General features: G+C 67.5%; 15 protein-coding genes and 1 pseudogene. 10 read left to right on the top strand and 6 right to left on the bottom strand.

Features of this window, described 5'->3' with window-relative positions; all coding sequences use genetic code 11:
- The first annotated feature begins 3 nt into the window (after window positions 1-3).
- The 5 genes and pseudogenes from sat (at window position 4) to ABFD52_05355 (ending at window position 5,453) form a co-directional block, all read left to right on the top strand.
- A complete protein-coding gene (gene sat / locus ABFD52_05375; GenBank protein ID MEN6560187.1) occupies window positions 4-1,152 on the top strand; it encodes a sulfate adenylyltransferase in 1,149 nt (382 codons plus the stop codon).
- Window positions 1,145-2,524 carry an alkaline phosphatase family protein gene (locus ABFD52_05370; protein MEN6560186.1) on the top strand — a complete coding sequence of 460 codons (1,380 nt, stop codon included), beginning with the start codon at window positions 1,145-1,147 and terminating at the stop codon, window positions 2,522-2,524. Before sat ends, ABFD52_05370 begins: the two co-directional genes overlap by 8 nt.
- Before the next feature lie 21 nt (window positions 2,525-2,545).
- Window positions 2,546-3,085: pseudogene (cysC, locus tag ABFD52_05365) on the top strand (adenylyl-sulfate kinase).
- Window positions 3,086-3,193: 108 nt separating this feature from the next.
- Entirely contained in the window at window positions 3,194-4,129 is a 936-nt protein-coding gene (locus ABFD52_05360) for an SDR family oxidoreductase (GenBank protein MEN6560185.1), read from the top strand.
- A gap of 4 nt (window positions 4,130-4,133) precedes the next feature.
- On the top strand, window positions 4,134-5,453 hold the full coding sequence (locus tag ABFD52_05355) for a nucleotide sugar dehydrogenase (GenBank protein MEN6560184.1): 1,320 nt from the start codon (window positions 4,134-4,136) through the stop codon (window positions 5,451-5,453).
- A 46-nt stretch (window positions 5,454-5,499) separates the two neighbouring features.
- On the opposite strand, the gene hypE is transcribed toward ABFD52_05355, so the two are convergent.
- The 3 genes from hypE to ABFD52_05340 are packed head-to-tail and all read right to left on the bottom strand — an operon-like array spanning window position 5,500 to window position 7,845.
- A complete protein-coding gene (hypE, locus tag ABFD52_05350) occupies window positions 5,500-6,486 on the bottom strand; it encodes a hydrogenase expression/formation protein HypE (GenBank protein MEN6560183.1) in 987 nt (328 codons plus the stop codon).
- A complete protein-coding gene (hypD, locus tag ABFD52_05345) occupies window positions 6,483-7,601 on the bottom strand; it encodes a hydrogenase formation protein HypD (GenBank protein ID MEN6560182.1) in 1,119 nt (372 codons plus the stop codon). The genes hypE and hypD overlap by 4 nt, the downstream gene beginning before the upstream one ends.
- Complete coding sequence (locus tag ABFD52_05340; protein ID MEN6560181.1) at window positions 7,588-7,845, bottom strand: HypC/HybG/HupF family hydrogenase formation chaperone; 258 nt, start codon at window positions 7,843-7,845, stop codon at window positions 7,588-7,590. Before ABFD52_05340 ends, hypD begins: the two co-directional genes overlap by 14 nt.
- Before the next feature lie 54 nt (window positions 7,846-7,899).
- Here ABFD52_05340 and uppS point away from each other — a divergent pair, with 54 nt between their 5' ends.
- Genes uppS through ispG form a run of 5 tightly spaced genes read left to right on the top strand, consistent with a single transcriptional unit; the run spans window position 7,900 to window position 13,134 of the window.
- Window positions 7,900-8,703, top strand: a complete 804-nt coding sequence (gene uppS, locus ABFD52_05335; GenBank protein MEN6560180.1) for a polyprenyl diphosphate synthase — start codon at window positions 7,900-7,902, stop codon at window positions 8,701-8,703.
- Window positions 8,700-9,506, top strand: a complete 807-nt coding sequence (locus ABFD52_05330; protein ID MEN6560179.1) for a phosphatidate cytidylyltransferase — start codon at window positions 8,700-8,702, stop codon at window positions 9,504-9,506. The genes uppS and ABFD52_05330 overlap by 4 nt, the downstream gene beginning before the upstream one ends.
- A 4-nt stretch (window positions 9,507-9,510) precedes the next feature.
- On the top strand, window positions 9,511-10,680 hold the full coding sequence (dxr, locus tag ABFD52_05325; protein ID MEN6560178.1) for a 1-deoxy-D-xylulose-5-phosphate reductoisomerase: 1,170 nt from the start codon (window positions 9,511-9,513) through the stop codon (window positions 10,678-10,680).
- A 2-nt stretch (window positions 10,681-10,682) separates the two neighbouring features.
- Complete coding sequence (locus tag ABFD52_05320; protein MEN6560177.1) at window positions 10,683-12,050, top strand: site-2 protease family protein; 1,368 nt, start codon at window positions 10,683-10,685, stop codon at window positions 12,048-12,050.
- Between the two features lie 16 nt (window positions 12,051-12,066).
- On the top strand, window positions 12,067-13,134 hold the full coding sequence (ispG, locus tag ABFD52_05315) for a flavodoxin-dependent (E)-4-hydroxy-3-methylbut-2-enyl-diphosphate synthase (protein MEN6560176.1): 1,068 nt from the start codon (window positions 12,067-12,069) through the stop codon (window positions 13,132-13,134).
- Window positions 13,135-13,249: 115 nt separating this feature from the next.
- On the opposite strand, the gene ABFD52_05310 is transcribed toward ispG, so the two are convergent.
- The 3 genes from ABFD52_05310 to ABFD52_05300 form a co-directional block, all read right to left on the bottom strand.
- Window positions 13,250-13,693, bottom strand: coding sequence for a biopolymer transporter ExbD (locus ABFD52_05310; GenBank protein MEN6560175.1), 444 nt, complete (start codon window positions 13,691-13,693; stop codon window positions 13,250-13,252).
- 51 nt (window positions 13,694-13,744) lie between these two features.
- Entirely contained in the window at window positions 13,745-14,422 is a 678-nt protein-coding gene (locus ABFD52_05305; GenBank protein MEN6560174.1) for a MotA/TolQ/ExbB proton channel family protein, read from the bottom strand.
- Window positions 14,423-14,491: 69 nt separating this feature from the next.
- The gene (locus ABFD52_05300) at window positions 14,492-14,608 is read right to left on the bottom strand and encodes a TonB family protein (GenBank protein MEN6560173.1); all 117 of its coding nucleotides are present in this window, start codon (window positions 14,606-14,608) and stop codon (window positions 14,492-14,494) included.
- Window positions 14,609-14,625: the final 17 nt, after the last annotated feature.

Genomic DNA, 14,625 nt, shown 5'->3' with positions numbered 1-14,625 from the left:
ACCATGATCCAACCGCACGGCGGAAAGCTCGTCGAAAGGGCCCTGTCCGGCAAGAAGAAGGACGAGGCCCTGGCCGGGGCCGCCAAGGCGCCCCGTTTGACGATCGACGCCGAACTCATCTCCGACGTCGAGAACATCGGCAGCGGCGTTTACAGCCCCCTGGAGGGCTTCCTCGGGGAGAAGGACTTCAAGAGCGTGCTGGCGGCCAGGCGCCTGGCCTCGGACGTCGCCTGGACCGTGCCCATCGTTCTGGACGCCGACCCCGAGACGGCCGACGGCCTGAAGATCGGGCAGGATGTCGTCCTGGCGGCCGAGGACGGCCGGCCCGTGGCCATCCTCCATCTCCTGGAGAAGTACGGCTACGACAAGGGCGAGACGGCCCAGAAGGTCTTCGGGACCCGCGACCCGGCCCACCCCGGCGTGGCCAAGGTCCTGGGCCAGAAGGATGTCCTCCTGGGAGGGCCGATCGACCTGCTCGAGATGACGCCGACGCCGTTCGACCGCTGGAAGCTCTCGCCCAAGGAGACGCGCGTCCTGTTCGAGTCCAAGGGCTGGAAGACGATCGCCGCCTTCCAGACCCGCAACACCCCGCACCTGGGGCACGAATACGTCCAGAAGGCGGCCGCGACCTTCACCGACGGGCTGTTCATCAACCCGGTGATCGGCCGAAAGAAGAAAGGCGACTTCAAGGACGAGGTCATCCTGGCGTCCTATGAGGAGGCCATCCGCCGCTACTATGTCAGGGAGCGGACGGTCCTGGCCATCCTCCAGATGGAGATGCGCTACGCCGGGCCGCGCGAGGCCATCCACCACGCCATCCTGCGCAAGAACTTCGGCTGCACCCATATCATCATCGGCCGGGACCACGCCGGCGTCGGCTCATATTACCCGCCGTTCGCCGCCCAGGACATCTTCGAGGACTTCCCCGACCTGGGGATCCAGCCGATGTTCTTCCGGTCGTTCTCGTACTGCCGGACCTGCGGCTCGGTCGTCAACGACAAGATCTGCCCGCACCCGGCGGAAGAGCATATCCAGTTCAGCGGCACTAAGATACGCGACCTGCTGGTCCGGGGCGAGTGCCCGCCGCGCGAGCTGATGCGGCCCGAGGTGGCCGAGGTCATCATGCGCTTCAAGGACCCCTTCAATGAATGATCGCAGGGTCCTCGTCGTCGGCCTCGACTGCGCCCCGCCCGAGATCGTCTTTGACCGGCGCGATGAGCTGCCGGTCCTCAAGGGGCTGATGGAGAAGGGGCTCTGGGGCCGGCTCCGTAGCTCGGACCCGCCCATCACCATCCCGGCCTGGATGGTCATGGCCACGGGGCTCGACCCCGGGCGGCTGGGCCTCTACGGCTTCCGCCACCGCAAGGGCTATTCCTACGACCAGATGTGGATCGCCAATTCCAGGGCCGTCCGCGACAAGAAGATCTGGGATTACATCGGCGAGGCCGGCGGGCATAGCACGCTCGTCAGCGTGCCGCCGAGCTACCCGCCCTACCCGGTGGCCGGGAACCTCGTTTCCTGCTTCATCACCCCGCCCGGCCCTGGCAAGGAGACGAGCTTCCCGCCCGGGCTCAAGGCCGAGATCGAGGAGCGCTTCGGGCCGTACATCTTCGACGTCGTCTTCCGGACCGAGGACCGGGCCCAGATCCTGCGCGAGATCTACGCCATGACCGAGAAGCGCTTCGAGGTCATGAACTGGCTGATCGAGGCCAAGCCCTGGAACCTGTTCTGGTTCGTCGAGATCGGCGTCGACCGGATGCACCATGCCTTCTGGAAGTTCATGGACCACGAGCACCATCTCTACGAGCCGGGGAACGCTTTCGAGAACGCCATCATCGATTACTACAAGTTCCTCGACCAGAAGATCGGCTGGCTGATCGAGAAGGCGGGCGGCGACACGGCCGTGCTGGTCGTCTCCGACCACGGCGCGAAGAGGATGAAGGGGGCCTTCTGCGTCAACGAGTGGCTCATCGACAAGGGCTGGCTCGCGGTCAAGGAGCGGCCGGCGAAGCCGACCAGCCTCGACGACCTGCCCATCGACTGGGACAAGACCAGGGCCTGGGCCTGGGGCGGCTATTACGCGCGGATCTTCCTCAACGTCGAGGGGCGGGAGCCGAAGGGCGTCATCCCGGCCGAGGACTACGAGAAGGTCCGGGACGAGCTGATGAGCGAGATCAAGGCGATCCGCGGCCCGAAAGGGGAGGGCTGGGCCACCAAGGTGATCAAGCCCCAGGAATATTACGAGGAGCTCGAGGGCGAGTATCCGGACCTGATGGTCTATTTCGACGACCTCTACTGGCGGTCGGCCGGGACGCTCGGCTACGGGACGATGTATCTCCCCGAGAACGACACGGGCCCGGACGACGCCGTGCACGCCCAGTACGGGATGTACATCCTCAGCGACCCGAAAAGCGGCCGGGCGGGACGGCGCGACGGCGACATCCTCGACATCGCCCCGACCATCCTCGATATCATGGGCCTGGCCAGGCCCGACGGACTGAAGGGCCGGGTCCTGAGGCCCTGACCCGCCGGAACGAAAGGACAAGTTCGAATGTGCGAAGAACATGAAGGCTTCACGCTCTGGTTCACCGGGCTGCCGTGCTCCGGGAAATCCGCCGTCGGCGACCGGGTCGCCGAGATACTGAAGGAGAAGGGGCGCCGGGTCGAGCGCCTGGACGGCGATGTCGTCCGCCGGGACCTGACCAGCGACCTGGGCTTCTCCAAGAAGGACCGGGACGAGAACATCCGCCGGGTCACGTTCGTGGCCAAGCTGCTGTCGCGCAACGGCGTCGCCGTCCTGACCTCGTTCATCTCGCCCTACCGGGAGATGAGGGACCGGGCCCGGAAGGAGACGACCAACTTCGTCGAGGTCTACGCCAAGTGCCCGGTCGACGTCTGCATCCAGCGCGACGTCAAGGGCATGTACCAGAAGGCCATCCGCGGCGAGATCAAGGAGTTCACCGGCGTTTCCGACCCGTACGAGGAGCCCCTCAACGCCGAGATCGTTCTCGAGACGGACAAGGAGACGGTGGACGAGAGCGTCCGGAAGGTCCTGCGCCGGCTGGGCGAGCTCGGCCTGGTATAGGCGGTGGGAACACGGCTGTACCCCGCCGGAAGGGACCAGGTCTTCCCTTATTATTGGACTTGACCGGTTAAATTAGTTCAATATAATCAATCTTTTAGGGAACTCAAGATGGCTAAATACCTGGTCACCGGCGGGGCGGGCTTCATCGGCTCGCACATCGCCGAAGCCCTCGTCATGAGAGGCGACGAGGTCCGCGTCCTGGACGATTTCTCGACGGGCAAGAGGGAGAACCTGGCGGCGGTCGCCGGGCGGATCGAGTTCATCGAGGGCGACATCCGGGACCTCGCGGCCTGCCGCCGGGCCGCGGCCGGCGTCCGGACGGTCTTCCACGAAGCCGCCCTGGTCTCCGTTGTGCGCTCGGTCGCGGACCCTCTCCTCAACGACGCCATCAATGTCCGGGGCACGCTGAACATGCTGGTCGCCGCGAAGGACGCCGGCGTGCGCAGCTTCGTCATGGCCTCGTCCTCGGCCGTCTATGGCGACGACCCGGCGACGGCCAAGGTCGAGGGCCGGGAGGGGAAGCCGCTCTCGCCCTACGGGGTCAGCAAGCTCGTCGGCGAGAAGTACGGCCAGGTCTTTCACGCTCTCCACGGCCTCGACGCCGTCGCCCTGCGCTATTTCAATGTCTTCGGGCCGCGCCAGGATCCGCACTCCGAGTACTCGGCCGTCATCCCGCTGTTCATCGCCAGGATGCTCCGGGGCGAGCGCCCGACGATCTACGGCGACGGCGAGCAGTCCCGCGATTTCGTCTATGTCGGCGACGTCGTCCGGGCCAACCTGGCCGCGGCCGATTCGGCCGCCGCGGCCGGCCAGGCCATCAACGTGGCCTGCGGCGCCGGGACCACGGTCAACGGGCTCATGGCGGCCCTGAACGGGGCCCTCGGCACCCGGATCGAAGCGGCCTACGCGCCGCCGCGGCCGGGCGATATCCTGCATTCGACGGCCGATATCTCGAAGGCGGGGCGCCTCATGGGATTCGCGCCCGGCATGTCCTTTGCCGACGGTCTCAAAGAGACCGTGGCCTGGTACAGGAAAAGGAGCTGAGAACATGAACCCTGAAGCTTCGAAGCTGCTCGGGAAGATCTGGTCGAAGCAAGCCCGCATCGGCGTCATCGGCCTCGGCTACGTCGGCCTGCCCCTGGTCAAGACCTTCCTCCAGAAGGGCTTCCGGGTCACCGGGTTCGACCTCGACCAGAAGAAGGTCGACATGCTCATGCGCGGCAAGACCTACATCCGCCACATCTCGGCGGCCGAGCTCAAGGACTTCCTCGGCCGGAAGATGTTCCGGGCCACCTCGGACTTCCGCGGCCTCCGCGAGGTCGATGCCATCCTGATCTGCGTGCCGACGCCGCTCGACGGCCATGGCGCGCCCGACCTGTCCTACGTCCTCAACTCGACCATCACCGTCGCCGAGAACATCCGCAAGGGCCAGCTCGTCGTCCTCGAGAGCACGACCTACCCCGGCACGACCGACGAGGAGATGCTGCCGATCCTGGAAGCCGGCGGGCTCAAGGGCGGCCGCGACTTCTTCCTGGCCTTCTCGCCCGAGCGCGAGGACCCGGGCAACAAGAACTTTTCCACGGCCACGACGCCCAAGGTCGTCGGCGGCCTGACCCCGGACTGCCTGAAGCTGGCCAAGGCCCTCTACGACCAGATCATCATCAGGACCGTGCCCGTCTCCTCGACCAAGGCGGCCGAATCGACGAAGCTCCTGGAGAACATCTTCCGGTCGGTCAACATCGCCCTGGTCAACGAGCTCAAGATGATCTTCGACCGCATGGGCATCGACGTCTGGGAGGTCATCCGGGCGGCGTCCTCCAAGCCCTTCGGCTTCATGCCCTTCTATCCCGGGCCGGGCCTGGGCGGGCACTGCATCCCCATCGACCCCTTCTACCTGACCTGGAAGGCCAAGGAGGTCGATTACCAGACTAAGTTCATCGAGCTCGCCGGCGAGATCAACACGTTCATGCCCTACTACGTGGTCGAGAAGACGGTCGACGCCCTGAACGACCGGGGAAAAGCGATCAGGAACGCCAAGGTCGTCGTCCTCGGCCTGGCCTACAAGAAGGACATCGACGATTCGCGCGAGTCGCCCTCCCTGAAGATCATCAGCCTGTTCAAGGGCCGCGGCGCCAAGGTCTGCTACAACGACCCTTACGTGCCGCGCGTCGCCGGGCACCGCGAATACCCGGGCCTCGAGCTCGATTCCGTGCCGCTGACGAAGGCGCTGCTCAGGAAGGCCGACGCCGTCGTCATCGCGACCGACCACACGGCCTACGACTACGACGCCGTCGTCAAGAACGCGCCGCTCGTCGTCGACACCAGGAACGCCATCAAGCGCCCGCGGAAGAACGTCGTCAAAGCTTGATCCCTTAAAAGGGACCGGCAAGAGGGGATCCGGTCCCTTTTGGCGTTTAACAGATGCGGGGGAGGAGCTCGGAGGTCAGGGGCTCGAGGAGGCGGAGCCCTCCGACGGTCGTCCTCAGCAGAAGTTCGCCGGGCCGGCCGACGCCGGCCTGAACCTCGCCGATGACGGCCGCCCGCCGGCCGAGGGGATGGGCGCGCATCCGCCGCAGGAGCTCGCCGGCTTTCGCCGCCGGCGCCACGACGACCGCCTTGCCTTCGCAGGCCATGTAGAGGGGATCGATCCCCAGCAGCTCGGCGGCCGCCCGGACCGGGCGCGACAGCGGCACCTTGTCTTCTTCGATCAGGACGGGACAGGGGAGACGCTCGGCCAGCTCGGACAGCACCGTGGCCAGCCCGCCCCGGGTGACGTCGCGCATCCACAGGGCCCCCCGCTTCCAGAGCGGGAGCAGGAAGAGCAGCGGGGCGCAGTCGCTCCGGACGCTCGACTTCAGGCCGAATTCCCCCCGGGCCATGGTCACGGCCAGGCTGTGGTCGCCCAGCGTCCCGGTCAGGATGATCTTGTCCCCGCGCCGGATCCTGTCCGGCCTGGGCCGGGCGATCGACCGGCCCACCCCGGCCGTGTTGATGAAGACCTTGTCGCCCTGGCCTCGCCGGACGACCTTCGTGTCCCCGGTGACGATCCGCACGCCGGCCGCCCTGGCCGCGGCCCGGATGGACCGGATGACCCGGTCGAGGACTTCCGCTTCGAGCCCTTCTTCCAGGATGAAGGCCAGCGACAGGTATCGCGGCTCGGCGCCGGACACGACGAGGTCGTTGACCGTGCCGTTGACGGCCAGCCGCCCTATGTCCCCCCCGGGGAAGAAGAGCGGGTCGACGACGTAGCTGTCCGTTGTGAACGCGATGCCCCCGGGCAGCAGGGCCGCGTCGCCGAGGTCGCGGAGCAGGGGATCGGCGAAGGCCGGCACGATCTTGCCGGCGATGAATTCCCGCATGAGCCGGCCGCCGCTGCCGAGTTCCAGGCTGATCTTGGTCACCGGCCGCCCCTCCTCTCCGGACCGTACTTGTAGTGGATGAGGCAGGAACCCTCGTACGACACCATGCACGGCCCCAGCGGGGAATCGGGCCGGCACTTCTTTCCGAACAAGCCGCAGCCCTCGGGCCGGATGACGCCGCGCAGCACGTCCCCGCACCGGCACCCGGCCAGGTCCAGCCCGCCGTCCGGCGCCTCGGTCCGCAGGCCGAAGCGGCGCCCGGCGTCGAAGCCGGCGAATTCCGGCCGGAAGCGGAGGCCGCTCGACGGGATCAGGCCCAGCCCGCGCCAACAGGCGTCGTACGGCTCAAAGACCTCGGCCATCAGGGCCCGGGCCACGGGGTTGCCCTCCCGGCCGATGGCCCGCGAATACTCGAGGGCGACGCGCGGCCGGCCCTCGAGGGCCTGCTCCAGGACCGAGCGGATGGCCAGCAGGATGTCGCCCGGCTCGAACCCGGCGATGGCGCCCGGGATGCCGAACTCGCGGGCCACGAACTCATAAGGTCCGGCGCCGATGACGGCGCTGACGTGGCCGGGGTAGATGAACCCGTCGACGGCCGCGTCGCCGGCCTCGAGTATGGCCCTCAGGGCCGGCGGGACGAGCCACAGGGCCGGCAGCACCGAGTAGTTCCTCAGCCCCTCGGCCGCGGCCTGCCGGACCGTGTAGGCGATCGCGGGGATGGTCGTCTCGAACCCGGCCCCGTAGAAAACCACGGGCCGGTCCGGGCCGCGCCGGGCCTCCTCCAGGGCCTCCTCGGGGGAGTAGACGATCCTCAGGCGCGAACCGCGGGCCGGCACCGCCGCCTGCAGCGGGCCCTTCCGGGTCGGGACGCGGGTCATGTCGCCGAAGGCGGCCAGGGTGACGCCCTCGATGCCCGTTACGAAGGCTATGGCCGCCTCGTGGATCGCGTTCGGGGTGATGCACACGGGGCAGCCCGGCCCCGAGACCATCTCTACCCCCGCCTCGGCCAGCATGGGGGTCAGGCCGCTCCTGAAGAGGGCCATCGTGTGGGTGCCGCAGACCTCCATCAGGCGCGGCGGCCTAGGCAGCAGGCGGGCCTTGTCCCCGATGTCCCCGAGCAGGGCTTTCAGGGCGGCAGGGTTCCTAAGCTCCTTCATCGGGGCAGGCCGCGGCCAGCTCCTTGAAGAGGCGGAGGGTTTCGCGGGCCTCCTTCGCGTCCAGGACCGAGATCGCGAAGCCGGCGTGGATGATGACCCAGTCGCCCCGCCGGGCCTGCGGGACGAGGCAGAGATTGACCTTGACCTCGCTGCCCATATAGCTGGCCGTCCCCTGGGCAGGGGCCTCGATCCGGGTGATCTTGGCGGGCACGGCGAGGCACATGATCGATTTTCTCCAGGTCATTCACTTTAGCAGAATCGCCCGGCCCGGTCCACCTTATGCTATAATGGGGGGCCGATGGAGAAGCATCTCGAGGAGTATTTCCCGCCCGGGACCCCCGAATACGCCCTGTTGGCCAAGCTCGACCTCGCCCGCGTGCCCCGCCATGTCGCCGTCATCATGGACGGCAACGGCCGCTGGGCCCGGCAGCGCGGCCTGGCCCGGGTCGAGGGCCACAAGGCCGGCGCGGCCTCCGTCAAGGAGATCGCCGAAGCGTGCGCCCGCCTGGGCGTCGGCTGGCTGACCCTGTTCGCCTTTTCCAGCGAGAACTGGAAGCGGCCCCGCCAGGAGGTCGGCAGCCTCTGGCGCCTCCTCCGGGAGCATCTCGGCCGGGACTTCGATCTTCTCGCCGGGAACGACCTCCGGCTCCGGGTCATCGGCCGGCGCGAGGGCATCCCGGCCGCGGCCCTCAGGAAGGTCGAGAAGGTCGAGGAGCTGACGAAAGACAACCGCCGCATGACCGTCGTTTTCGCCCTCAACTACGGCGGCCGGGCCGATATCGTCGACGCGGCCCGCCGGATCATGGCCGAGGGGCGCATCGCGGCCGGCGAGCTCGACGAGAAGGCGTTCGGCGACCATCTCTCGACCGCGGGCATCCCCGACCCGGACCTCCTCATCAGGACGAGCGGCGAGAAGCGCGTCTCCAACTTCCTCCTCTGGCAGATCGCCTACACGGAGCTTTACGTCAGCCCGGTGCTCTGGCCGGATTTCCGCAAAGGACACCTTCTCGAGGCCCTGCTCGATTACCAGGGCAGGGAACGCCGGTTCGGGGACGTCGGCGCGCCCGGGAATCCGCCCGGCAAAAGGACCAAGCCCGCATGAACCTCATCAAGCGCACCCTCACCGCCGCCGTGCTGCTCGGGGCCATCTTCGTCATGATCCAGTACGCCCCGGATTGGGCCTTCTACCTGTTCGGCGTCGCCTTCGTCGCGGCCGCCGTGCACGAGTTCTACGTCCTGACCGGCAAGAAGGACCTGCAGCCCAAGAAAATCCTGGGAACGTGCCTGGCCATCCTGGCCTTCCTGCCGTTCTATTTCCGGTCCATTCCGCTCGACGCCATCATGTTCGCCGCCATCTTCCTGGCCGGCGTCTACTACGTGGCGACGGTCAACGACCCCGAAAAGCTGAGCGCCTTTCCCGCCTCGTTCGCCGTGACCCTGACCGGCGTCCTCTACATCGCCTTTCCCCTGGGATTCCTCTTCCGGATCAGGCTGGAACAGGGCCCGTTCTATCTCTATTTCCTCTTCGCCGTCGTGTTCCTCGGGGATTCAGGCGGCTTCTTCATCGGCAAGCCCTTCGGCCGGCACAAGATGACCCCGACCGCCAGCCCCAACAAGAGCTGGGAGGGGTGCGTCGGCGGATTCCTGTTCGCCGTGGCCGGGGCGATCGTGGCCCGGTACATCCTTTTCCCCCAGCTCCCCCTGGCGACCGCCATCCTGACGGCCATCGCCGTCGACGCCGCGGCCCAGATCAGCGACCCGCTCGAATCCCTCTTCAAGCGGGCCGTCGGCGTCAAGGACTCCTCCAACAGCTTGCCCGGCCACGGCGGCTACCTCGACCGGATCGACAGCCTGATCCTGGCCGGCCCGCTGTTCTATTTCATCGTCCGCTACCTCTGGAAGTAGGGCGTTGGGACAGACGACCAAGGCCATCGCCCTGCTCGGCTCGACCGGGTCGATCGGCGCGTCCGTCCTCGACGTCGTCGACCGCCTGGAGGGCCGCTTCCGGATCGCCGCCCTGGCCGCCGGGGCCAACATCCCCCGCCTGGCCGCCCAGGTGGAAAAGTACCGCCCGTCACTTGTTTCCGTCGGGGACCGGCGCGACGCCGGGACGATCCGCTCCCTGGCGGCGGGACGCTGGCGGATGAAGGTCGTCCACGGCCCGGAGGGGGCCGCCGAGGCCGCCCGGGCCGAGGGCGCCGACATCGTCGTCTCGGCCATCACCGGCATGAGCGGCTTCGGCCCGACGCTCGCGGCGGTCCGGGCCGGCCGCCGCGTCGCCCTGGCCAACAAGGAGTCCCTGGTCGTCGGCGGCGCCGTGATCCGGCGCGAAGCCGCGCGCTCGGGGGCGGTGATCGTCCCCGTCGACAGCGAGCACAGCGGCGTTTTCCAGTGCCTGGCCGGGACGAAGCGGCGCCAGGTCCGCCGGGTCATCCTGACGGCCTCGGGCGGGCCGTTCCTGAAGGCCAACCTGGCCGGGCTCGGCCGGAAGACCGTCGAGGAGGCCCTCTGCCACCCCCGCTGGCGCATGGGGAAGAAGGTGACGATCGACTCGGCCACGCTGATGAACAAGGGGCTCGAGCTCATCGAGGCCCGCTGGCTCTTCGACCTCGACCCGTCCGAGCTCGACGTCCTCATCCACCCCCAGAGCGCGGTCCATGCCCTGGTGGAGATGAAGGACGGCTCGGTCCTGGCCCAGCTCGGGGCCACGGACATGCGCCTGCCCGTCCAATACGCCCTGACCTGGCCCGGGCGGCTGGATTCCGGCCTGCCCGGGCTCGACCTGGCCGCGGTCGGGCGCCTGGAATTCAGGCGGGTCGACGAGCGCCGCTTCCCTCTCTTCGGGCTGGCCCGCCGGGCCCTCCAGGCGGGGGAGAGCTGGCCCGTGGCCCTAAACGCGGCCAACGAGGTCGCCGTCGCGGCCTTCCTCGAGAAAAAGATCCTCTTCGGCGGGATCGCCGCCGTCATCGGCGCCGTCATGGACGGGCACCGGGCCCGCCCGGCCGATTCCGTCGAGGAGATAATCGACATCGATCAGGAGGCGCGGCGCGAAGCCCGCCGCCGCCTCGCGCAGAGGTAGACATGGCAAACTTCCTGGGAACGATCCTGGCCTTCGTCATCGTCTTTTTCCTGGTCACCTTCGTCCACGAGTTCGGGCATTTCATCATGGCCCGGCGCTTCGGCGTCCGGGTCGACGCCTTCTCTTTCGGCATCGGCCCCCGCCTCTTCGGCGTCAAGAACCGCAAGATCACGTTCTTCAAGGAGCCGGAAGGCCCGGGGACCGATTACCGGGTCAGCCTGGTGCCGATCATCTGCTACGTCAAGCTGCTGGGCGAGGGGATGTTCGAGAAGGACCGGGCCCTAGCCCCGGGCGACCTGATGGCCAAGACGCGCGGCCAGCGCTTCCTGATCATGGGCATGGGCCCGTTCATGAACCTCCTCCTGGCCGTGGCCCTGGTCGCCGTCATCAACATCGCCGGGACCAACGTCGCCGAGTACCTCGACGAGAAGCCGGTCATCGGCTGGATCGAGAGCGGCTCGCCGGCCGAGAAGGCCGGGCTGAGGATCGACGACGAGATCGTCCGTGTCGCCAGGCGCCAGGTCAAGACCTGGACGGACGTCCAGATCGCCGTCGGCTCCAATCCCGACCGCGAGATCTCGATCGAGGTGCGGCGGGACGGCCAGGCCCTGACCGTCGACCTGCTGACCGCGTCGGTGAGCGAATACAAGATGGGCTACGCCGGCTTCCAGGCCAAGATCCTGACCCAGGTCCAGATGGTCGTCCCCGGCTCGCCGGCCGAGAAGGCCGGGCTGAAGGGCAGGGACGTCATCACGGCCATCGACGGCCGGCCGGTCTACTTCTACCAGTTCCTCGACCTGATCCGGAAGAGCGCGGACAAGGAGCTGTCCTTCACCGTGGAGCGGGCCGGCCGGACCCTGACCATCCCGGTCACGCCGCGGCGCGAGGGCGACATCGGCAAGATCGGCATCGCCCAGGTGCCCAAGTCCGTGGTCAAGAAATTCCCCTTCTTCGCGGCCATCGGGGCCTCGGTCAAGGAGAACCTGGGCAACGTGACCCTGGTCGTCCGGGTCATCCGCGGCCTTTTCACCGGCGAGACGCCGGCCAGCCAGCTCGGCGGGCCCGTGGCCATCGCCGATTTCTCCTACGCCGCCCTGCGGCTGGGCCTCCTGCCCCTGCTCGGCTGGATCGCCGTGCTGAGCCTCCAACTGGGGATCATCAACCTCGTTCTGCCGATCCCGGTGGCCGACGGCTTCCAGATGGCCGTGCTGGTCCTCGAGGCCGTATTCCGCAAGGACCTGGGACCGAAGTTCAGGATGGTCCTGATGACGATCGGCTGGGTCCTGATGCTGCTCCTGACCGCGTTCGTCATCCTCAACGATTTCGCCAAGAAGCTGCCCCGGGGCTGGCGCAGCGTGCTGCCCTTCTAGGGCGGGGGAGGGACGGATGTTCCCGCGGCGGACGACTCGCCTCATCAGGGTCGGTCCGGTGGCCGTCGGCGGCGGCGCTCCGGTCGCCGTCCAGGCCATGACCAAAACGGACACCCGGGACGTCCGGGCCACGGTCGCCCAGATCAAGCGGCTGGAGAAGGCCGGGGCCGAGATCGTCCGCCTGGCCGTGCCCGACCGGGCGGCGGCCGCCGCGCTGGGCGAGATACGGCGGCGCGTCCGCGCGCCCCTCGTCGCCGACATCCACTTCGATCACCGGCTGGCGCTGGCCGCTCTCGACGCGGGCGTCGACGGCCTGCGCCTCAATCCGGGCAACATCGGCTCGGCCGGCAAGGTCCGCGAGGTCGTGCGGGCCGCGGCCGGGCGCGGCGTGCCCATCCGGATCGGCGTGAATTCCGGCTCGCTCGAGAAGGACATCCTGGCCCGGGCCGGCGGCGCGACCGCGGCGGCCATGGCCGAGAGCGCCCTGCGGCACGTGCGGCTGCTCGAGGACCTGGATTTCCGCCTGATCAAGATCTCCCTCAAGGCCTCCGACGTCCCCCGGACGCTCGAGGCCTACCGGCTGCTGGCGGCCAAGGTGGATTACCCCTTCCACGCCGGCATCACCGAGTCGGGCCGGCTGCTGGCCGGGAGCGTCAAGTCCTCGGCCGGTCTGGCCCTTCTCCTGGCCGAGGGGCTGGCCGACACCATCCGGGTCTCGCTGACGGCCCCGCCGGAGAAAGAGGTCTTTGTGGCCTGGCAGATCCTCCAGACCCTGGGCCTGCGGAAGAGGGGGGGGGTCTTCGTCTCCTGCCCGACCTGCGGCCGCTCGGAGACCGACATGATGAAGGCGGCCGGGCGCGTCGAGAAGGCCGTCCTGGCGCTTTCCGTGCCGCTGACCGTGGCGGTCATGGGCTGCACGGTCAACGGCCCGGGCGAGGCCAAGGAAGCCGACATCGGCTTGGCCTGCGGCCGAGACGGCGGGGTGATCTTCAGGGGAGGGAAGGTCCTCCGGAAGGTCCCGGCGTCCCGGATGGCCGACGAGCTCATCGCCGAAGTCAGAAAGCTCGCCTCCTCCCGCCGCTGATATCCATATCGCCCCTTCGGGGCAAAAAAAAACGGGGGAAGAAAGCGATCGCTCGCTCCCTTCCCCCGCCTGGTTCGCGGTTGTTGGAAAGGTGACCGTGGGGACGAGCCGCGGCTCAGTCGCCCTTTTCCGTCTTTTTCTCCGTGATGATGCCGACGATCTCGATGCCCGACCCGCGGATGATGTCGATGAGGTCCACGATGTTGCCGTACTCGAGTTCCTGATCAGCCTTGAGGTAGAGCTTCTTGTCGGCGACCGTCAGAAAAGCCTCTTCGAGCGCGTTCTGCAAGGTATCCATCGTCACCTTGTCCTGGTTGACATAAAGGAGGAAACCCTTGGGGTCGCGCGCGTCCTTCTTGATCGCCAGGACGACGTCGGGGTTCTCCGGCATGTTGATGGTGAACTGGGCCGGAGGAAGCTTGACGTCGACGCCCTTCTGGATCAGGGGCGTCACGATCATGAAGATGATGAGGAGGACGAGCAGGACGTCACAGAGAGGGACGACATTCGGTTCGGAACGGACTTTCTCTTTACCGGTTGTCGATACTGAAAATCCCATAATATGCCTCTCTCTCAATCCGGTCTCTCAGGCGGACCGGAGCCTAACGCCTTAGCGGCTCTCGCCGGTCTTAAGGAAGAAGTCGAGGACCTGAGACTGGGTATTGTCCATCTCAGCGTCGAAGACTTCGATGCGGGTGTTCAGGATATTGAAAACCCACAGAGCCAGGACGGCGACGGCGATCCCGACGGCCGTGGTGACCAGGGCCTCGGCGATGCCGCCGGCGACCGCGCCGATGCCGCCCGAGCCGGTCAGCTGCATGCCGCGGAAGGCGTTGATGATGCCGAAGATCGTGCCGAACAGGCCGATGAAGGGCGCCGAGGTGGCGACCGTGGCCAGGATGCTCAGGCCGCGCCGGAGCTCCTGGTTGAACAGGCTCTTGGCCCGCTCGCCGCCGCGGGCGGCGGATTCGAGCTGCTCGTCGAGACCGAGCTTGGCTTCCTTGCCCTCGATGATGGCCTGGACGCTGCCGGCGGTGACCCGGGCCAGGTGGCTGCCCTTATAGTCCTTCTTGTTCGCCAGGGCGAGCGCGTCCTTGAGGTTGCCGCTCTTGAGCAGGTCGGCCAGCTTGCCGGCCGCCGCGAGGGACTGCTTCTTCGCGCGGGAGAAGACCAGCATCCGCTCGATGAGCATGTAGATGGTAACGATGGACAGCGCGATCAGTATGACCGCGACAAGCTTGGCCACTGCTCCCATGGCCGCCCACATTTCGAGAAGACCGAATTGCATGGGTTATACCTCCTGTAGAATATCGAAAGCCATTGACTGACTTTACTGGCTGCTTCAGCCTTGCCGGAGCTACTTAAGCTGGAACCGGACGGTCACGGTGAAGACGACCGGCCGGGGCCGGCCGTTGATGATCATGGGCTCGTAAACCCACTGCCGGACCGCGTCGATGGCCGCCTGATCGAGCAGCGGGATCGACCGCAGCA

The organism is Acidobacteriota bacterium (genome assembly GCA_039683095.1).
Classification (GTDB): Bacteria; Acidobacteriota; Aminicenantia; order Aminicenantales; family Saccharicenantaceae; genus RBG-16-66-30.
This window is presented reverse-complemented; position numbering and strand designations above follow the sequence as displayed.